The organism is Micromonospora sp. NBC_00421 (genome assembly GCF_036017915.1).
Lineage (GTDB): Bacteria > Actinomycetota > Actinomycetes > Mycobacteriales > Micromonosporaceae > Micromonospora.
Map to the genome: position 1 here is coordinate 5823169 of NZ_CP107929.1, position 19434 is coordinate 5842602.

Consider the following 19434-nt stretch of genomic DNA (forward strand, 5'->3'; position numbering starts at 1 on the left):
GGACGTTGATCAAGGGCCGGTGAAGGCCCCTGTCCGTCGCACCGCGTCAGGTCGTCGTCTCGGGTCCAATCTTACTGTGCGCACACGACAGAACCGCCACTCGGCACCCCTTGAAGGCGGCTCAGACCCCCGTAGCGGGCCGAATCTCGCTGTCCGCTACTCCCCCTACACGCCCGGGTCCGCCTTCCGTGCCCGCCGCCACTGCGATCGGCCGGGTCGGCGGGCGGACGGGGGTCGCGCCCGGAGGCGGTCGTACCGTAGCTTTGCGGCGCGCGGCAGAGCTGCCCGTCTTGATCTTTTCCACCCGTTACCGGGACGATGGACCCGAACGACCCGACACGTGCTCTCGAGAGGTGACACCAGATGGGGCTGGACAATGTCGCGGTGCACTGGCCGCGGACCGGCCGCTTCTACGACCCGGTCGCGCCGGCCGAGTTCGTCGACTTCGGCGAGATCGTCGACATCCCGCGGATCTCCGCGCCGACCGCCGCGCTCGCCGAGCACATCGCCAAGACCGGCACGGTCCGGGCCACCGCGTACACCGAGCTGGTCGACCTGATCCTCGGCCTGGAGAATGTGCTCTACGCCACCGACGCCGCCGCCGAGGACGAGGACCCGGTGATCGACCCGGACGGGTGCGCCTGGATCGCCGGCGGGGTGGAGAAGTTCGTCGCCCAGCACCGGCCGCACGGCGAGGTGGTGACCTTCGAGTCGGTCAGCGATGTGCTCCGCGCGCTGCTCGGCGACGGCCGCCTCGCCGAACAGCAGTTGCGTTGGCTGGGTAGCCGGCTCGACCGGTTGCGCGACGAGAACGGCGACCCGCCGCAGTGGGACTTCACCTGTGCCGAGCTGGGCGTGCTGGCCGCGTTCTACCGGCGCTGCGCCGACCGGGGCTTCGCCGTCTACGCCGACGCCGAGCCCGGTCGCCGACCCGGCCCGCAGCCATGACAGTCGGCCGCAGCGGCGGCTAGCTCTCCGGCGTCAGGGTCGCCCCGGCGGGAGGGCTGGCCACGACCGCGCCGCTGGCGGCGGCGATCACCCGGGTCAGCGCCCCGTGCAGGTCGCGTAGCTCGGACAGCGGCAGCCCGAGCCGCGCGACGACCGCCTGCGGGATCTGCTCGGCGCGGTCCCGCAGGGCCCGGCCGCTCCCGGTGAGCGAGACGGCCAGGCTGCGTTCGTCGGCCGGGTCTCGCCCGCGGCGGAGATAGCCGGCCGCCTCCAGGCGCTTGAGCAGCGGCGACAGGGTGCCGGGATCGAGTTGGAGCAGCCGGCTCAGCTCGCGGACCGACAGCGGCGCGTGCTGCCAGAGCGCCAGCATGACCAGGTACTGCGGATGGGTCAGCCCCATCGGTTCCAGCAGCGGCCGGTAGACCGCGACCACGCCGCGCGCGGCGACGGAGAGCGCGAAGCAGACCTGCTCCTCCAACGCCAACGGATCCCCGTCGGGCTGAGCGCCCACCTCTGCACCTCCTCGTCGTCATTGCGATCGTACCAATGATTGGTGTACCAATGGTTTGCACACCAATCATTGACGAGAGGTCGGAGCCGATGAGCGAGGAGAAGCCGGCGGCGAAGGCCCCCGGCGAGGGCGGTCGGCTCCTGGCCTGGGCCTTCAAGAACCTGGCCGGCCCGCCGGAGGTGCAGGGTGCGGTGCAGGGCGGCTCCCGGCAGGCCCGGGACGCCTGGAAGCAGGACCTGGAGCGACGCAAGCAGTGGAGCCGCGAGCAGCGGGAACGCAAACGTGCCGAGCGGGAGGCCCGGCGCACGCAACAGTGACCGTCAGCCGTAGGTGTCGCGCGGCCCCCGACCCCGCACCCGACGCGGCCCGCGCGACCACGACGGCGCCGCCGGCCCGTGGATGTGCAGCTTGCGGACCACGTTGTGGCCGACCTCCCCGGCGATCCGCTTCAGCAACGAGCCGGCTAGCAGCCGCAACTGGGTGGCCCACGCGGTCGACCGGGCCTCCACGGTCAACTCGCCGTCCTCCAGCTTGACCGGCCGGCTGTGCTGGGCGATCTCCGCCCCGACGACCTTCTCCCAGGCACCGAAGACGGTCGCCTCGGCCGCCGGCTGCTGCCAGCCGCGGGCCTTCATCAGCCGCTCCAGCACCGCACCCAACGGCTGCGGGTCACGCGGGTCCGGCCCCGGCCCGGAGTAGCCACGCAGCCGCCGCCCGCCACCGTCGGCCGCACCGGTGACCCCTGGTCGGCGGTTACGCGACGCCGACTCCCGTCGGGCCTTCGCCGCGTCCAGCACAGCTCGCGCCAGCTGCGGGCCACTCGCCCCCGCCGTGCCGTCCCCGGCCCCTTCCGGGCCGGTCGCCGCGCCGTCGCCGCCCGCTCCGGACGGCCCGCTTCCGGTCGCCGGACCGCCGACCCCACTACCGGGCGCGGCGTCCGCACCGGTGCCGGCCGGTCGGGCCCGCGCACCGTCCGCGCCCCCGCCGCCTCCCCCGGGGGTACGCGCACCGCGTGCCCCGCCCGAGGAGGAGCGACTCGGGCCACCCGTCCGGCCCGGGGGTGCGACGGGGCGCTCCGGCTCAGTCGACACGTCGGACCGTCCCGTCGCCCACCGCGTACCGGGCACCCCGCAGGGCCACCGGGACGTCGTCGTCCACCGCACAGGTCACCAGCAGCTGACCGGCCCCGCCCACCAACTCGGCAAGCCGTTCCCGACGACCCGCGTCCAGCTCGGCGAAGACGTCGTCGAGCACCAGGACCGGTTCGATCCCGTCGGCGCGCAGCAGGTCGTACCCGGCCAGCCGCAGGGCCAGCGCGTACGACCAGGACTCGCCGTGGCTGGCGTACCCCTTGGCGGGTAGCGGGCCGAGGGTGAGCACGAGGTCGTCGCGGTGCGGCCCGACCAGGGTAGTGCCCCGCTCGATCTCGGCCGACCGGGACTCGGCCAGGGCGCCGGTCAACGCCTCGGCCAGCACCGCCCGGTCGGTGGTCGGCCCGGTCAACTCCACCGACGGCCGGTACGCGATCCCGGCCGTTCCCTCGCCCGCCGCCACCGCGTCGTACGCCTTCGCCACGTGCGGGGTGAGCGCGGCGACCAGTTCCAGCCGGCCGGCCAACAGCTCGGCACCGTGCTGCGCCAGGTGGGCGTCCCAGACCGCCAGGGTGGACAGGTCCCCGCCCCGCGACCCGCCCGTCTTGCGGGCCAGGTACGCCGTCCGCAGCAGGGCGTTGCGCTGCTTGACCACCCGTTCGTAGTCGGCGCGCACCCCGGCGTACCGGGGCTGCCGGAGCACGAGCAGGTCGTCGAGGTAGCGACGGCGTTCGGCCGGGTCGCCCCGGACGAGTTCGAGGTCCTCCGGGGCGAAGAGCACCAGCCGCAGCGCGCCGATCACGTCCCGGGCACGACGGGCCGGGGAACGCCCCAGCCGGGCCCGGTTGGCCTTGCCGGGGACGATCTCCAGCTCGATCAGGAGTTCCCGGCCGTCGTGCACCACCGCACAGCGGATCACCGCCGAGGTGGCGCCCAGCCGGACCAGCGGGGCGTCGGTGGCGACCCGGTGCGAGTCCAGGGTCGCCACGTAGCCCAGCGCCTCGGCGAGGTTGGTCTTGCCGACGCCGTTGGCCCCGGTCAGGACGTTCGGCCCCGGCTCCAGGTCGACGCCGACCCGCTCGTACGAGCGGAAGTCGACCAGTTCGAGCCGGCGGACGTACACAGCCTGTGGACGCCGCTCAGCGCTTGTGCACGGCGTGCCCGCCGAACTGCTGGCGCAGCGCGGCGACCGCCTTCATCGCGGGTGAGTCGTCCTGCCGGGAGGAGAAGCGGGCGAACAGGGCGGCGGTGATGACGTTGAGCGGGACGGCCAGCCGGATCGCCTCGTCGACAGTCCAGCGCCCCTCGCCGGTGTCGTCGGTGTAACCGGTCAGCGTGGCCAGCGCCGGGTCCTCGTCCAGCGCCCGGTCCAGCAGGTCGAGCAGCCAGGACTGGACGACCGTCCCCTCCCGCCAGGACTTGATGATCCCGGGCACGTTCGTCACCATCTCGGCGGCGGACAACAGCTCGAAGCCCTCGGCGTAGGCGTGCATCAGGCCGTACTCGATGCCGTTGTGCACCATCTTGGCGTAGTGGCCGGCACCGACCGGGCCGGCGTGCACGAAGCCGTGGTCCCCGGCCGGCTTCAACGCCTCGAAGATCGGCATCAGGTGGTCGACGTGTTCCTGCGCGCCGCCGACCATCAGGGCGTAGCCGTTCACGTTGCCCCACACCCCACCGGAGACGCCGACGTCGACGTAGCCGATGCCCTGTGCGGCGAGGCGTTCGGCCCGGGGTGCGTCGTCGCTGAACCGCGAGTTGCCGCCGTCGATGATGATGTCGCCCTCGCCCAGCACCTCGGCGAGCGCGTCGATGGTCGTGTCGGTGACGGCGGCGGGCACCATCACCCAGACCGCCCGGGGTGACTCCAGCTTGTCGGCCAGTTCGGCGAGGCTCGCGACGTCACTGCGGTCGGCGTTGCGGTCGTAGCCGACCACTTCCTGCCCGGCGGCGCGCAACCGCTCGCGCATGTTGCCGCCCATCCGGCCGAGTCCTACCAGGCCGAGCTGCATCTGCCCCTACCTCCGTGCGTCTGGGTGGTGCCGGTGCGCGATCAGCGGGAGACGCGGATCGGCATGATGAGGTACCGGTACCCGGAGATGACCTCGCCATCCTCGCCTGCGGGAGAAATCACCGCCGGCTTGAAGGCGTCCACGAAGCGCAGCAGTGCGTACTGGGCCCCCAGGTTGGCCAGGCCGTCGATCAGGTACTGCGGGTTGAAGCCGATGGTCAGCGGCTCGCCGGTGAAGGTGGCCTCCATCGCCTCGCTGGCTCGGGCCTCCTCGGTGCCGCCGGCCTCGACGACCAGGCCGTCGGAGCTGAAGCTGAGCAGCACCGGGGTGGTCCGCTCGGCGACCAGGGCGACCCGCTTGACCACCTCGATCAGGGTACTCACCGGGACCCGTGCCTCGGCGTTGCTGGTGGCCGGGAAGAGCGAGCGGACCGGCGGGTAGTTGGCCCCGTCGAGCAGCCGGCTGGTGGTCCGGCGGGTGCCACCGGAGAAGCCGATCATGCCTTCACCGGCGCCACCCTGCGACAGCGCCATGGTCACCTGGCCGCCGAGCGGGCCGAGCGCCTTCGCGGTGTCGTTCAGGGTGCGGGCGGGCACCAGGGCGTTGATGCTGATCTCCGGGTCGTCCGGGGTCCAGTCCATCTCGCGCAGGGCGAGCCGGTAGCGGTCGGTGGCGAGCATCGCCAGGGTGCCACCGGAGAGTTCCAGCCGGACGCCGGTCATCATCGGCAGCGTCTCGTCCCGGCCGGCGGCGATGGCCACCTGGGCGACGGCGGCGGCGAAGGCGGCGGCCTCGACGGTGCCGGCGCTCTCCGGCATCTCCGGCAGGGCGGGATAGTCCTCCACCGGCATGGTCGGCAGGGTGAATCGGGCGCTGCCGCAGACCAGTTCCAGATGGGCGCCGACCGCGGCGATGTCCACCGGCTTGGCCGGCAGTGCCTTGGTGATCTCGGCGAGCAGCCGACCGGAGACCAGGGCGGCGCCGTCGGCGTCCCCCTGCACCTCGACGGACACCTGGCTGGAGACCTCGTAGTCGAAGCCGGAGACCTGGAGATTGCCGTCGGTGACCCGCAGCATCACCCCGGCGAGCACCGGCACGGACGGCCGGCTGGGCAGGCTCTTCGCGGTCCAGGCCACTGCTTCGGCGAGCGCGTCGCGCTCCACTCGGAACTTCATCAATGCCTCCGCGTCGACGTCAGCGACAACTCTCTCATGCCGACCGCTTCCCACCGTCCCGCCCGACCGTGCGGGTTCCCATCGCACCTTAGGGCGCGTGGGCATCGGCTGTGCGCCCGACCCCGTGGATCCCGGTGCCGGGGCGACTGCCGACGGCAGCGCCGGCAACGATCCACAGGAAGCCCAACGGTGATGATTGGTTTTTGATTCTTCAGAAGAGATAACTCATCGTCTTCATCGCACCTGTGCAAACTGTGGGTAACTCGCGTCTTCGCAGCTCAGACACGTTATCCACCGGTGGGTTAGCTGTGGAGAACCAGGGGGAAAACCCGGTCGGTGGTCCACAGGCACCCGGTGTCCCCACAGTTGTCCACCGTCGTCCACCGGTTATCCACCGGTTATCCACCGGGTTTACCCCCAGCGCTGTGGACGACGGTGGCGGCCCGGACCGGCGTTGTCCCCAGAACCTTCAACAGGTTGCCCACAGGCCGACCGTCGGCTGTGGACGACGCGACGGTTGTGCACAGCCGTCCACAGCACTGTCCCCAGGGTTTATCCACAGTCTGTGGGTAACCGGTGTCGAACACAGCGTGGTTATCCACCGGTTGTGGAACAGGGGGTGTGGACAACCGGGTCGTCCTGTGGACAAACATGGCGTGGAAGTTCCACGATCCTGCCCCGTCGGCCCGGTGGAGGGACGCTTCCCCGGGGTCTCCCGGGCACGAAGACGCCCGGCCGAGGTGGTCGGCCGGGCGTCGGTGGCGGAGCGGAAGTGGCGTACGTCTCAGGTGTTCTGCTTGATCCGGTTGGTCAGCTCGGCGATCTGGTTGTAGAGCGAGCGCCGTTCCGCCATCTGCTGACGGATCTTCCGGTCGGCGTGCATCACTGTGGTGTGGTCTCGACCGCCGAACGCCTGTCCGATCCGGGGCAGCGACAGGTCGGTCAGCTCGCGACACAGGTACATCGCCACCTGGCGGGCGTTGACCAGCACCCGGGAGCGTGAGTGCCCGCGCAGGTCCTCCAGGCTCACTCCGAAGTACTCCGAGGTGGAGACCATGATCTGGTCGGCGGTGATCTCCGGTCCGGTGCCGTCGGGGATGAAGTCCCGCAGCACCTCCTCGGCCAGCGACAGCTCGACGGTGGACCTGGTGAGGCTGGCGAAGGCGGTGACCCGGATCAGCGCCCCCTCCAGCTCCCGGATCGAGTTCGACACCCGGGAGGCGATGAACTCCAGCACGTCCGGCGGGGCGTAGAGCCGTTCCTGGGCCGCCTTCTTCTGCAGGATCGCGATCCGGGTCTCCAGGTCGGGCGGCTGGATGTCGGCGAGCAGACCCCACTCGAAGCGGGTCCGCAACCGGTCCTCCAGCGTCGCCAGCTGCTTCGGCGAGCGGTCGGACGTGATCACGATCTGCTTGTTGGCGTTGTGCAGCGTGTTGAAGGTGTGGAAGAACTCCTCCTGGGTCCGCTCGCGGTTCTCCAGGAACTGGATGTCGTCGATCAACAGGATGTCGACGTCGCGGTAGCGGCGCTGGAACGCGCTGGTCTTGTCGTCCCGCAGCGAGTTGATGAAGTCGTTGGTGAACTCCTCGGTCGAGACGTACCGGACCGAACGGGCGTTGCCGAGCGTCTGGGCGTAGTGCCCGATCGCGTGCAGCAGGTGCGTCTTGCCCAGCCCGGAACTGCCGTAGATGAACAGCGGGTTGTACGCCTTGGCCGGCGACTCGGCCACCGCGACGCTCGCCGCGTGGGCGAACCGGTTGGACGAGCCGATGACGAACGTCTCGAACATGTACTTCGGGTTGAGCCGGTTGCCGCTGCTCTCCGTACCGCCGGGGCGTCGGTCGCCGCCACCGGGGCGGTGGTCGACACCGGCCCGACCGGGGCCGCTGTCGGTGGCGCCGTCGCGGGACAGGCCGCGGGCACCCTGCTGATCACGCGGCGGTCGGCCCTGGTCCCGGTACGCGGGCTCGTAGCCGCGCAGGTCGGCGTCCGGCTCGGGGCGGTCGCGCTCCTCGAAACCGCGCCGCTCGGGGCCCGGTTGGTGCACCCGCATCGGTTCGGCGAAGCCGACGCCGAAGAGGGCGTCCTGGCCACCGTCCCGGCTGGCCGGGACCCGGGCCGGCCGCTGGCCGTCGTGTTCCGGTGGGCCGGCCTCGGGCTGACGGTCCCCGGACTGCTCCGGTGGGTCGGACTCCCGCTGGTAGGGCGGTGCCGGCTCGCCGTAGGCCGGTGGCCGGAATGCGGGGTAGTCGTCCAGGGGCGGGCCGGCCTCCCCCGGGGAGGGTTCCGGTCCGCTGCGGTAGACGGTGCCGGCCGGCCTGCCGGCGGCGTCCTCGGCGATCCGCACGGTGACCGCGACCTGTATCGGTCGGCCAAGTCGGCGGGTGAGCGCCTCGGTGATGGCCGGCCGCAGCCGCGACTCGATGACGTCCCGGGTGAAGGCGTCCGGTACGGAGAGCAACGCGGTGTCCTCGACGATCGCCCGCAACCGGGTCAGTCGGAGGTAGGCGCGCTGCTGGGCGGAGATGATCTCGTCGGCGAGTTCGTCCGTCGCCGCGGTCCACACCGCGGCAAGGTCGATCGTTCCGGCCACCGTCGTGCCACCCCCTCGCCTCTGCTCCCGGCCGCCGCTGTGGTCCAGCGGTCGTGCCGGGCCCGCCACCGCGTTCGAGCGGGTGGTACCCCTCACCCACGGACGGCTGACCGGCCGGCATCCACAAGTTATCCACAGCCTGTGTGTACCGACTGATCGGGGCCGCCCGCCGGACGCGGGTCGGACCTGCCCCCTGCCGAGGAGGGCGTTGAAGCGGGTTCACCGTGCCGAACGATTCACTGCCGGGTCCGGTCTTGCCCACCGGGAACAACCCGGATCTGAAGCTGACCGCAAACGCGCACGGTAACAGCGACGGCGGTCCGTCATCAACCGCCGCCATCCCGACGCCCCCGCCGAGATCGGGGCAGAACGCCTGATCGGCCGCCGTCTCGACCGCTGCCGTGCCGGCCTTGGGCAGTTTGACGGTCATTGCCCCCCTGCGTAGGCTGGAATGGCTGCTCTATCGCCCTCTGCTAGGGTGATGGGTGCTTGCTGTCCGTGGTCGTAGCCTCGTCTCGCCGAGGTTCCGCGTCACCGGGCAGTACCGATCGGGGGCCACCGCCGAGGTGGTCTGGTCCACCACACGACCCCGGGCGAACCCGTGCCGGGGACGTACGAAAACGGAGAGCCTGACGTGAGCAAGCGCACCTACCAGCCGAACAACCGCCGGCGCGCGAAGACCCACGGCTTCCGGCTGCGCATGCGCACCCGTGCCGGCCGCGCCATCCTGTCGACCCGCCGTGCCAAGGGCCGTACCCGCCTGTCGGCCTGAGGCCGACGGGTCCGGTCCGGGGGCGTGGACAGTCGTGCTGACGGCCGCGCAGCGCCTGCGGCGTAGTAACGACTTCGCCGCAGCGGTCCGGGGTGGTCGCCGCGTCGGGCGTGGTGCCGTGGTCGTCCACCTGACGCTACCGGCGGCCGCCACACCCCTCGGGACCACACCACTCGGGGCAACCTCGTCGGAGCCGGCGCGGAGCACCGACCCGGAGATGATCTCCGAGTCGAGCCGCGCCGGCTTCGTCGTGTCCAAGGCCGTCGGGCCCGCCGTGGTCCGCAACAAGGTCCGCCGCCGGCTGCGGCACCTGGTGCGCGACCGGCTGGCCGCACTGCCGGCCGGCAGCACCCTGGTGGTACGCGCCCTGCCCACCGCGGCCGGGACGCCGTACACCCGGCTGGGGGCCGACCTGGACGCGGCGATCGCCGCCGCCCGGACGTCCCGGGGACGGCGGTCGCGATGAGCAGCGGACCCGTCGTGTCGGCACGCCGGAGCATGGGTGCCCGGATGCTCAGTGGTCCCATCATCGCGTACCGTCGTTGGATAAGCCCGGCGCTGCCGGCCCGCTGCCGGTTCTACCCGTCGTGCAGTGCCTACGCCCTGGAGGCGGTTACCCGTCACGGTGCGCTCCGGGGAGCCGGCCTGACGGTCCGGCGGCTGTCGCGCTGCCACCCTTTCCACCCTGGTGGACACGACCCGGTGCCGGAGCCGGGCGGCCGCCGACGCGCCGACGTGACTGGAGTCTGAGAATTGAGTCTCGACTGGATCTACTACGCGATCTCGTGGATCCTGCTGACCTGGCACTCGGCGTGGGACGCCATCGGAGTGCCGGTCCGCACGGTGCTCGGCACGAACTGGTCGTGGATTCTCGCCATCGTCTTCCTGGTGGTCACCGTCCGGGTGATCCTCTTCCCGGTCTTCGTCAAGCAGATCAAGTCGCAGCGGGCGATGCAGGCGCTCCAGCCGAAGGTCAAGGAGCTCCAGGAGAAGCACAAGGGTGACCGGGAGACGCTCCAGAAGGAGATGATGGAGCTCTACCGGAAGGAAAAGGCCAACCCGCTCATGGGCTGCCTTCCGATGTTCCTCCAGATCCCGGTCTTCCTGGGCCTCTTCCACGTGCTGCGCCGGCTCGACCCGGCCAAGGACGCCAAGACCCTCTACGGGTGGACGGCCGAGCAGTTCGACAGCGCATCGAGCGCCACGATCTTCACCGCCCCGATCGCCGGCAAGTTCGGCTCCACCGCCGACGAGCTGGCCCGGCTCGGTGCCAACGGCACCACCGTGAAGATCATCGCCGGCATCCTGGTCCTGGTCATGATGGGCACCACCTACCTGACCAGCCGTCAGATGATCCTCAAGACCGGCTGGGCGGAGGACCCGCAGCAGCGGATGGTGCAGCGCCTGATGCTCTACGGCATCCCGCTCTCCCTGCTGATCTCCGGCTCGATCTTTCCGATCGGTGTGATCATCTACTGGGTCACCAACAACCTGTTCACCCTCGGCCAGCAGCAGTGGGTACTCCGCAAGTTCCCGCCGTTGGTGACCAACAAGGGAGTCGCCGGCAACAAGGCGACGACCACCGCCGGCCGAGGCCCGGTGCAGCCGGCCAAGACCGGCGGCTTCCTCAACCGGAACAAGCCCGTAGCGCAGGTGCCGGCCAAGCCGACCGCGCCGAAGGTCGCCGGGCCGAAGCCGGGTGCCAAGCCGGCCAATCCGAAGAAGGGCCCGGCCAAGCGTCAGGGCTGACCCACCGGGCCGCCGTCGGGAAGACCGACGGCGGCCTTCCGGTGCCGCGCAGCCGCCGTCCCGGCCGGCGCCGGAAGGCCGGAACCGCCGCGCCCCGCGCGGACACGGGCGAGACTGCCCGTACCAGACGTGCCCGTGACCGAACCGGCCCCCTTCCCGCCGGTCGCCCGGGAGACCAGCGGACCCGACGGTCCGGCCGAGCTAGTACGGAGATGACACCGTGACCGACACCAGCATCCCCAGCGCGGACGCCTCGCTCGACGAGGAGACCGTCCCGACCGCCGCGACCGGTGAGGGTGAGCCCGAAGAGGGCGGCAGGGAGAAGAAGCAAGCCGGCGAGGGCGAACTGTTCGCGCAGAGCGAGATCGCCGCCGACTACATCGAGGGCCTGCTCGACATTCTCGACTACGACGGCGACATCGACGAGCTGGTCTCCGGTGGCCGCCCGGTCGTCGAGGTGGTCGGTGGCCGGTTGCAGAACCTGGTCGGTCAGCGGGGAGCCACCCTGGAGGCGCTCCAGGAGCTGGCCCGGCTGGCGGTGTTCCGGCAGACCGGCTCGCCGAGCCGGCTTTTGCTCGACGTGGGCGGCTACCGGGCCACCCGCCGCAAGGAACTCGCCGCCGTCGCCAAGAACGCGGTCGAGAAGGTGAAGGAGCACGGCGAGCCGGTGCGGCTGGAGCCGATGTCGGCCTTCGAGCGCAAGTGCGTGCACGACGTGGTCAACGCGATGAGCGGGGTGGAGAGCGAATCCGAGGGTGTCGAGCCGACCCGACGCATCGTCGTCCGGCCGGCGGACTGAACTGGTGACGCCCGACGACCTCACGACGGATGCCGGTCCCGGCCCGGGTGGTACGCCGCCCGGGCCGTCGCCCGAACGCCCCGTCCCCTCCGCGCAGGACGCCGCGCTTCCGGCCGAGTTGGCCACCGCCGCGCGGGCACTCTTCGGTGACCGGCTTGACCTGGCTGCCGGGTACGCCGAACTGCTCGCCACCGACGGTGTGGTGCGCGGACTGATCGGCCCCCGGGAGGCGCCCCGGATCTGGGACCGGCACCTGCTCAACTGCGCGGCCGTCGCCGAGCTGATTCCGCCCGACGCCAGTGTGATCGACGTCGGCTCCGGGGCGGGGCTGCCCGGTGTGGTGCTGGCGATCGCCCGTCCCGACCTGACCGTCGTCCTGGTCGAGCCGTTGGCCCGGCGTACCTCGTTCCTGGTCGAGGCGGTGGAGCGACTCGGGCTGGCCAGGATGGTCCGGGTCTTCCGGGGCCGGGCGGACGAGGCGGCTTCCGGGGTGACCGGGGTCGGCCCGTTCACGGCCGACGTGGTGACCGCCCGCGCGGTGGCACCACTGGATCGGCTCGCCACCTGGAGCCTGCCGTTGGTCGTCCCCCGCGGGCGGTTGATCGCACTCAAGGGTGCGTCCGCAGCCGACGAGGTCGCCGAGCATGCCGAGGCGGTGGCGAAGCTGGGCGGGAGCGAGCCGACGGTGCGACTCTGTGGAACCGACATCCTCGACCCGCCGACCACTGTGGTGGAGATCGTGCGGGAGCGGGTGGTCCGCCCGTCGGGTGTGAAGAAGTCGCCGAGGCGGTCGCGGGGTGGCTCGAAGCGCTCCCGCTGAAGCCCGTCCGGTCTTGTCGTGCTTGCACAGTGACCCCGGTACGGCACGTTGTGGTAGTCCGGGGTTCCCTGGTTCGGGTTCCGCCGTCTAGCGAGGCAATGTCGGTAGCTCGGCTTCCGAGGTCCGTCGAGAACTGCGATGGACCCGCCGTGCCCGTCCCCCGTAGGCTGGCCGCGCGTCGATAGTGTGGGGCGGGCGGATGTCGGGTGCACCGGTCCGATCGCCCCCGCCGGGCCGTACCACTCCGCGGTGCGAGCGCGGGTACGGCCATGAGACGGGGTGCGGACCGACCATCCGGAGCGGGTAGGGATGACAGGTGCATGACGACGGCAGGTACGACGATCCACGGGTGAACGATCCCGAGGGGCCAGCTTCAGGCGTGGACCCTGTTTCACGTGAAACCGAACACCAGGCGTGGTCGGCCGGCGGACAGCCGACGATCCGTCCGCCCGAGCATGGGGCTGGGGGGCGACGCGAGCCCCCGGTGGTGGGTGCCGCGCGCCCCGTCCCCCAGTCGTATCTGCCGCCACCCGCTGCACCGGCCGGCTCCGACAGTCGGCCGCCCAATGCCCCGGACGGAAGGGCGACGGCCTCGGTGCGACGGAACGCGGGGGCGCCCTCGCGATTCGAGGCACCGCCGAACGGCAATCCACCACCGGTACCCGTGCAGCCACACCCAGGTGCGGTACCCGATGCGGCACCTGTGATCGACAGTCCTGCGGCCGAACTCGGGGCCGTTGCTGTCGACCCGGCAGATGCCGCGTACGTTTCACGTGAAACCCCGACGCGCGAAGAGGATGACCCACCGTTGGCTATGGAGGCGATGCGCGCCGTGCAGATCCTTAATCCGAGTGGCGAGGTGACCATGCCCCGCCCTGAGCGGACCCGGGTGATGTGCGTCGCCAATCAGAAGGGCGGCGTGGGCAAGACCACGACCACGGTCAACCTGGCAGTGGCGCTGGCCCTGCACGGCAACCGTGTGCTGGTGGTCGACCTCGACCCGCAGGGCAATGCGTCCACCGGGTTGAACGTCCCGCACCACACCGGAGTTCCGGACGTCTACGACTGCCTGATCGACAGTGTGCCGCTCGCGGAGGTGGCGCAGGAGGTCGAGGGTATCCCCAACCTGTGGTGCGTGCCGGCGACCATCGACCTGGCCGGTGCCGAGATCGAACTGGTCTCGGTGGTCGCCCGGGAGTCCCGACTCAACCGGGCCATCGAGGCGTACCCGGGGCACTTCGACTACGTCTTCATCGACTGTCCGCCCTCCCTCGGTCTGTTGACGGTCAACGCTCTGGTGGCCGCCCAGGAGGTGCTGATTCCGATCCAGTGCGAGTACTACGCCCTGGAGGGGTTGAACCAGTTGATAAACAACATCAACCTTGTTCGCCAGCACCTGAACCCGAAGCTGGAGGTTTCCACGATCCTGCTCACCATGTACGACCGCCGTACCCGGCTGGCCGACGCGGTGGAGCAGGATGTCCGGAACCACTTCGGCGACAAGGTCCTCCAGGCCGTCATTCCCCGTAACGTCCGTGTGTCGGAGGCCCCGAGCTACGGGCAGTCCGTGATGACCTACGATCCCGGATCGCGGGGGGCCACGAGTTACTTCGAGGCCGCCCAGGAGATCGCCGAGCGTGGCGCCAAGGAGCCGGTGAGCCGGAATGCGTAGTGCGGACGAGTCGCTGGGAGGCGTCGTATGAAGAACCGTCCCCGGGGCGGTCTGGGTAGAGGGCTCGGTGCGCTGATCCCGACCGGGCCGGTCCAGGAGAGCACGACCACGGCAACCATGCCCGTGGAGGTCGACCCGGGGCGCCCGGTGATCGAGACGCCTGCTGATCCGATGGCCGCGGTACCGCCGGTGCCCGCGCCGGTGGTTGTCGCGCCGCAGCATCACGAGCCGCCGCAGCATGACGAGCTGCAACTCAATCCGGTGCCCGGCGCGCGCTTCGCCGAGATCTCCGTCGACGCGATCGTGCCGAACCCCAAGCAGCCTCGGCACGTCTTCGACGAGGAGGCACTGGAGGAGCTGAAGACCTCCATCCAGGAGGTCGGCTTCCTCCAGCCGATCGTCGTCCGGCAGTTGGACAGCGAGAAGTACGAACTCGTCATGGGCGAGCGGCGCTGGCGTGCCGCCCAGGCGGTCGGCCGGGAGACCATCCCCGCGATCGTTCGGGAGACCAAGGACGACGCGATGCTCCGGGACGCCCTCCTGGAGAACATCCACCGGGCCAACCTGAACCCGCTGGAAGAGGCCGCCGCCTACCAACAGTTGCTGGAAGAGTTCGGCGCGACCCACGAGGAACTTGCCCGCCGGATCGGGCGGAGCCGACCGCAGATCTCGAACACCATCCGGCTGCTGAACCTGCCCCCACAGGTCCAGCGGCGGGTGGCGGCCGGCGTGCTGTCCGCCGGCCACGCCCGTGCGCTGCTCAGCCTCGACGAGGCTGAGGCACAGGAGCAGTTGGCGCTCCGCATCGTCGCCGAAGGGCTCTCGGTCCGGGCGACCGAGGAGATCGTGGCCCTGGCGCTCAGCGACGGCCCGGCCAAGGCCCCGGCGACCAAGCGCCGTTCGAAGCCGCACGCGCCCGCGTTGACCGACCTGGCCGACCGCCTCTCCGACCGCTTCGACACCCGGGTAAAGGTGGACATCGGCCGGAGCAAGGGGAAGATCACCATCGAGTTCGCCACGGTGGACGATCTGGAACGGATCGTCGGCATCATCGGCGTGGGTGAGGAAGACGAACCGGAGCCCGAGGACTGATCACCGGACCACTCGTCGCGGCCGTGTACCCCAGTCGGGTACGCGGCCGTTTCGTTGGGTTCGATGCCGCTGCGGAAACGCCGGCGACGTCGACACCTCCGTCATCGCTGCCGACTCTCGCCCCTTGCCGGTACGTGTCGTCCGCGGCCATACCGCCCTCGGGTGTTCCGATCGGCAGGGTGAGGGTCTGCTTCAAGCTCATGCTCACGCCGGGTCGTAGTGGCCTCCCGGTCATGGATGCCACTGCAACCTGGAAGTAGCGCGATCCTGCGCGGCGCATTCGGGGTTAACGGGGAGAGGCGGGGGTGAGATCGATCCGCCCGGGGAGAGGGGGACGGATCGCCCCGGCAGGTGTGGACCCCGGGTATGTCCTTGCGGCCCCGCTCCGCTCGGTGCGCCGCGAGCCGGTCGGCGTGGCGTCGCCGAGTTCCACGCCCATTCACACCACGTCGAGACTGAACCGGGCCCGGCAGCCAGCGGACTCGGGAGTTAGGTGGCGGGCCTGGCGATGCGGCCCGTCTCGTCGTCGTCCGATCCGGGCCGCTCAGATCGTCCTGGAGCATCTCAGCGATTTCACGCAGCCCCTGGGTAGCCCGGAGGTTGTAGTTGTCTCCTGGGCTGATCTGAGGGCATTGGGAGCGGTGGTGCGTTTGTGGGCGGCGGTGTGTTCGGAGCGCGATGCGTTTGTGGGGCATGCGGCATGACCCGGGGGCGGCGATGCACGTGTGAGTCGCGGTACGGAGCCATGTTTCACGTGGAACGGATCTTCCCGGCCGATCCGGTGCCGAGGTCGTCGACAGTGCTACCTCACGGCGGATCCGGTGCCGTCCGAAGGAAGGCGATCGGAGGCACGCAGTCGCCACGTTTCACGTGGAACGGTCGTCACTAATCCACAAGCAGGACCGTCTTCCGTAGCGGTCTGCGGCATGCCAAACGGCCGACGGGTGGTCAGCTGCGGGGTAGGGCCCAACGCGACTTTGCGGGAACTCGCGCGATTTCTGAGGAGGCCAGGTGAGGGAGAGCGCGTCCGGCCTGGGTCAGGCCCGACGAGCAAAAGCACCTACCGGCGCAATGAACCGGGTCGAGCCACTGCCTGACAAGCCTGCTTCGATGCCCGCAGCGGCGCAGGACCCTGTGAGCCCGCAGGACCGTCTCGCCCACCCTCCTCACGCACCACCCGGCCGCTGAACCCTTCATCGCGCACCTACCGAACCGCTCGTCTGCTGGCACCTCTTGGCACCCACGCTTGCCGCCTGACCGTTGACACGTCCTCGTTCACACGCGCCCTGCCTACCGTCGACCCATCGATGCTTCATCGGCCCACAACCGCTCGTCGGCCTTCCCTCGGGCACGCTGGCCTCTGGACCGCGTCACCCGTTTCACGTGAAACCGTCCGACTGCACTCGATCTTTCTGGAACAACTCTCCCCGGCATCTGCCGAGCAGGCCGAGCAGGGAGAGGTCAGGAAGGGGCAGGAGCCTGAGCAGGCTCAGTCCCCACCAGGGCCACGGTTCCACGTGAAACCGAGAGGCTCGGTGCGGAATGGAAGCGCTAGCTTCCTACGGCCAAGCGTGCCCCCGGCGTCGCCGACAGGCCTCGCCGCCAGCAGGCCGCTCGCTCCTGCATCGCCCCCTCCACAAGGACGAGTCGACGGTGAGCTACGCCGGATCATCCACCGCCCGAGAGGCAGACGAAAACTCCCGCCATCCAGCAGCCCGAGCGGCCCCTCGATCGTTGTTCAGATCGGACCCATGAACCCTGTGAACAAGGCTGTGGATGACGGCCAAAGTTATCCACAGGAGTTTTCCACAGGCGGCACCCGTTTCACGTGAAACAGCGCGTCAGGGACCTCGCCAGCCTGTGGATGACGGGGTGTGGTGGTGATCTCATCAGCCTGTGGACAACCACTCCGGCTCCCCCTTCGACGCAGCGCGACGGTCGTCATTCTCGACCGAAATCCCTTCATGATCAGCGGCGTTCGGGGTAGGGACAGCGGTCCCGGACTCGGTTAGGGTCAGCGTCGTGCACGAGACCACCCCTCCCTCCTCGGTCCCGGACTTCACCCAGTGGCCGTCGTTCCCGTTCGAAGGCGACCTGCGGGTCAAGCACCTCGACGAACCGGTCCCTGTCGAACCTCCCCGCAAGGGGGAAGGACTCCGGGAGTGCGTCGCCTGCAACGCGCCGGACGACGCGTACATCTGGGTCGGTGAGCGTTGGCGGGTCCGAGCCATGGACCGTCCCACCGGGCTGCCGATGGTGCTGATCCTTGAGTCGCGATCGCACCTCGACCTGGGCGACCTGCCCAACCTGCTGGCTGCCGAACTCGGGGTGATGACCGTGCGTCTGGAGCGCGCGATCCGCTCGCTGGACGGCGTCGCCCGGGTGCACGTCAACCGGTGGGGCGACGGCTCCGCTCACCTGCACATGTGGTTCCTGGCGCGGCCGTACGGCCGGCTACAGCTACGCGGCACTTTCCTGTCGCTCTGGGACTCGATCCTGCCACCCATCTCCGAATCCCAGTGGCGGGAAAACCTGGCGCACGTCGCGGCCTGGCTGGCCGAGTTCGGTGGACGTCCCCTCGCCGAGCCGCCCCGAATCCAGTGGCAGACACCGTCCAGCATCGCTGCGCAGTCGTCGGCCGAGGCCGCTGCGGCTGCCGCCGGCGAAGCGGTATCGGTGATCGAGTCGGCGGAAGAGACTCCCCTCCCCGGGCCGGAGGAGAGCTCGGCCGACATTGTGCCGGAGGAGACTTCGACAGCTGCGCAGCGCAGCGCAACTGTCACCCCCGGGGCCGGTGGCGCTCAGCACACCGGGACCGGCGAGGGTGACCCCCTTGAGACCGACGACCACGACATCGTCGGCGAGCCGACCGTGGCCGCCACCCACCAGACCGACACCGCCGACGGGACCGATCCGGGAGCCGCAGCCGGGAGGACCGACGCGGCGGTCACAGCTGACCCGGACGGCGACCGGATCGACCGGACGGGCGCCGGGGCGGAGGACGGCGACAGTCGAACTGGGGCGGGGACAGGCGACATCGGGGTCGAAGGCCCGGCCGGCATCGGAACCGACCACCGGCTCGACAGCGAGACCGGAGCCGAGGACGACGAAGAGCGAACCGTCGGATCGGACCCCGAGCGGCGCTGACGATCTCTGGTGGCGAGGCGGACGACCCGACCGGGAGACGCGGCGCGAAGGATCAGGAGCGGCGGGCTGCGGCGCGGCGGACCAGTGTGCCGAGGACCTGACCGAAGTCCAGCCCGGCCGCCTGGATCGCCAACGGCAGCAGCGACGTCTCCGTCATGCCGGGCGACACGTTGACCTCCAGCACGTGGGGCCGACCGTCGCCGTCGACGATCAGGTCGACGCGGGAGAGGTCACGCAGTCCGAGTGCGGCGTGCGCGGCCAGTGCCACCTCGGCCACCGTACCGGCCACTGTCGGATCGAGGCGGGCCGGTGCGTGCCACGTGGTCCGGCCGGCGGTGTAGCGGGCCGCGTAGTCGTACACGCCGTTGCGGGGCACGATCTCGACCGGCGGCAGCGCCTGCGGCCCGTCGCCCAGGTCGACCACGGAGACCGCCACGTCCATGCCGGCCACGTACTGCTCGACCAGCGCCGTCGAGTCGTACGCGAAGCAACCGACCATCGCGGCCGGGAGTGCTGCGGCGTCCTTGACCACGGCGGCACCCAGGCCCGAGCCGCCCTGCGTCGGCTTGACCATCAACGGCAGCCCCAACCGCTGCACGATCCGGTCGAGCACCGCCACCGCACCCAGCTCGGAGAAGCGGTCGTGCGGCAGGGCCACCCAGTCGGGGGTGGGGATGCCGTTCTCCCGCAGCACGGCCTTGGCCGACGGCTTGTCCCAGGCGAGCCGGGCGGCCCGCGCGTCGCAGCCGACGTAGGGGACGTCGCAGAGGTCGAGCACCCCGCGCAGCGAGCCGTCCTCGCCGGTGGCGCCGTGCAGGGCGATCACCACGGCGTCCGGCGGGTCGGCGGCCAGCGCGGGCAGCAGCGCCACGTCGGCGTCCCGCAGCTCGGCCTCGACCCCGGCGCTGCGCAGCGCGTCGAGCACCCGCCGGCCGGACCGTAGCGAGACGTCCCGCTCGTACGACAGGCCACCCGCGAGCACCAGCACGCGCGGATCGGCAGCGGCGGAATCGGTCACGAGGGAGTGCTCGACGGGAGTGGCAGCCATGCGGG

The 19434-nt window shown here is 70.7% G+C and carries 17 protein-coding genes and 1 pseudogene; 11 read left to right on the forward strand and 7 right to left on the reverse strand.

Translation table 11 applies throughout. The features are described from left to right. Positions 1-363: 363 nt before the first annotated feature. Positions 364-948 carry a hypothetical protein gene (locus tag OHQ87_RS24900; RefSeq protein ID WP_328341681.1) on the forward strand — a complete coding sequence of 195 codons (585 nt, stop codon included), beginning with the start codon at positions 364-366 and terminating at the stop codon, positions 946-948. A 19-nt stretch (positions 949-967) separates the two neighbouring features. Here OHQ87_RS24900 and OHQ87_RS24905 read toward each other — a convergent pair whose 3' ends face one another. Continuing rightward, a complete protein-coding gene (locus OHQ87_RS24905; RefSeq protein WP_328341683.1) occupies positions 968-1459 on the reverse strand; it encodes a MarR family winged helix-turn-helix transcriptional regulator in 492 nt (163 codons plus the stop codon). Between the two features lie 89 nt (positions 1460-1548). Between OHQ87_RS24905 and OHQ87_RS24910 the strand changes: the two genes are divergently transcribed. After that, entirely contained in the window at positions 1549-1776 is a 228-nt protein-coding gene (locus OHQ87_RS24910; protein ID WP_328341685.1) for a hypothetical protein, read from the forward strand. Positions 1777-1779: 3 nt separating this feature from the next. Here OHQ87_RS24910 and OHQ87_RS24915 read toward each other — a convergent pair. From OHQ87_RS24915 to dnaA, 5 genes and pseudogenes are all read right to left on the reverse strand, one after another. Beyond that, positions 1780-2343 (reverse strand): annotated as a pseudogene (locus OHQ87_RS24915) (DUF721 domain-containing protein); the annotation flags it as partial. Positions 2344-2539: 196 nt separating this feature from the next. After that, positions 2540-3673 (reverse strand): DNA replication/repair protein RecF, encoded by a 1134-nt coding sequence (gene recF / locus OHQ87_RS24920; RefSeq protein ID WP_328341686.1) that lies wholly within the window; start codon positions 3671-3673, stop codon positions 2540-2542. A gap of 16 nt (positions 3674-3689) precedes the next feature. Then, positions 3690-4562, reverse strand: coding sequence for a phosphogluconate dehydrogenase (NAD(+)-dependent, decarboxylating) (gene gnd / locus OHQ87_RS24925; protein ID WP_328341688.1), 873 nt, complete (start codon positions 4560-4562; stop codon positions 3690-3692). 41 nt (positions 4563-4603) lie between these two features. Then, positions 4604-5737 (reverse strand): DNA polymerase III subunit beta, encoded by a 1134-nt coding sequence (dnaN, locus tag OHQ87_RS24930; RefSeq protein ID WP_328341690.1) that lies wholly within the window; start codon positions 5735-5737, stop codon positions 4604-4606. Between the two features lie 784 nt (positions 5738-6521). Continuing rightward, positions 6522-8330 (reverse strand): chromosomal replication initiator protein DnaA, encoded by a 1809-nt coding sequence (gene dnaA, locus OHQ87_RS24935; RefSeq protein WP_328341692.1) that lies wholly within the window; start codon positions 8328-8330, stop codon positions 6522-6524. Between the two features lie 634 nt (positions 8331-8964). Here dnaA and rpmH point away from each other — a divergent pair. From rpmH to OHQ87_RS24980, 9 genes are all read left to right on the forward strand, one after another. After that, positions 8965-9102 carry a 50S ribosomal protein L34 gene (rpmH, locus tag OHQ87_RS24940; protein WP_067300964.1) on the forward strand — a complete coding sequence of 46 codons (138 nt, stop codon included), beginning with the start codon at positions 8965-8967 and terminating at the stop codon, positions 9100-9102. Positions 9103-9136: 34 nt separating this feature from the next. After that, positions 9137-9568 (forward strand): ribonuclease P protein component, encoded by a 432-nt coding sequence (rnpA, locus tag OHQ87_RS24945; RefSeq protein WP_328341700.1) that lies wholly within the window; start codon positions 9137-9139, stop codon positions 9566-9568. 44 nt (positions 9569-9612) lie between these two features. Next, complete coding sequence (yidD, locus tag OHQ87_RS24950) at positions 9613-9852, forward strand: membrane protein insertion efficiency factor YidD (protein ID WP_218108252.1); 240 nt, start codon at positions 9613-9615, stop codon at positions 9850-9852. Between the two features lie 3 nt (positions 9853-9855). Beyond that, positions 9856-10851, forward strand: coding sequence for a membrane protein insertase YidC (yidC, locus tag OHQ87_RS24955; RefSeq protein WP_328341706.1), 996 nt, complete (start codon positions 9856-9858; stop codon positions 10849-10851). A 220-nt stretch (positions 10852-11071) separates the two neighbouring features. Continuing rightward, a complete protein-coding gene (locus OHQ87_RS24960) occupies positions 11072-11650 on the forward strand; it encodes a Jag family protein (protein WP_328341708.1) in 579 nt (192 codons plus the stop codon). Between the two features lie 118 nt (positions 11651-11768). After that, complete coding sequence (rsmG, locus tag OHQ87_RS24965; RefSeq protein WP_328348986.1) at positions 11769-12470, forward strand: 16S rRNA (guanine(527)-N(7))-methyltransferase RsmG; 702 nt, start codon at positions 11769-11771, stop codon at positions 12468-12470. A gap of 484 nt (positions 12471-12954) precedes the next feature. Continuing rightward, the gene (locus OHQ87_RS24970) at positions 12955-14142 is read left to right on the forward strand and encodes an AAA family ATPase (RefSeq protein WP_442930855.1); all 1188 of its coding nucleotides are present in this window, start codon (positions 12955-12957) and stop codon (positions 14140-14142) included. A 27-nt stretch (positions 14143-14169) separates the two neighbouring features. Further along, on the forward strand, positions 14170-15234 hold the full coding sequence (locus tag OHQ87_RS24975) for a ParB/RepB/Spo0J family partition protein (protein WP_328341710.1): 1065 nt from the start codon (positions 14170-14172) through the stop codon (positions 15232-15234). 2022 nt (positions 15235-17256) lie between these two features. Further along, positions 17257-18381, forward strand: coding sequence for a hypothetical protein (locus OHQ87_RS24980; protein ID WP_442930595.1), 1125 nt, complete (start codon positions 17257-17259; stop codon positions 18379-18381). Positions 18382-18433: 52 nt separating this feature from the next. Here OHQ87_RS24980 and OHQ87_RS24985 read toward each other — a convergent pair whose 3' ends face one another. After that, positions 18434-19429, reverse strand: a complete 996-nt coding sequence (locus tag OHQ87_RS24985) for a D-alanine--D-alanine ligase family protein (protein ID WP_328341712.1) — start codon at positions 19427-19429, stop codon at positions 18434-18436. Between the last annotated feature and the right edge of the window lie 5 nt (positions 19430-19434).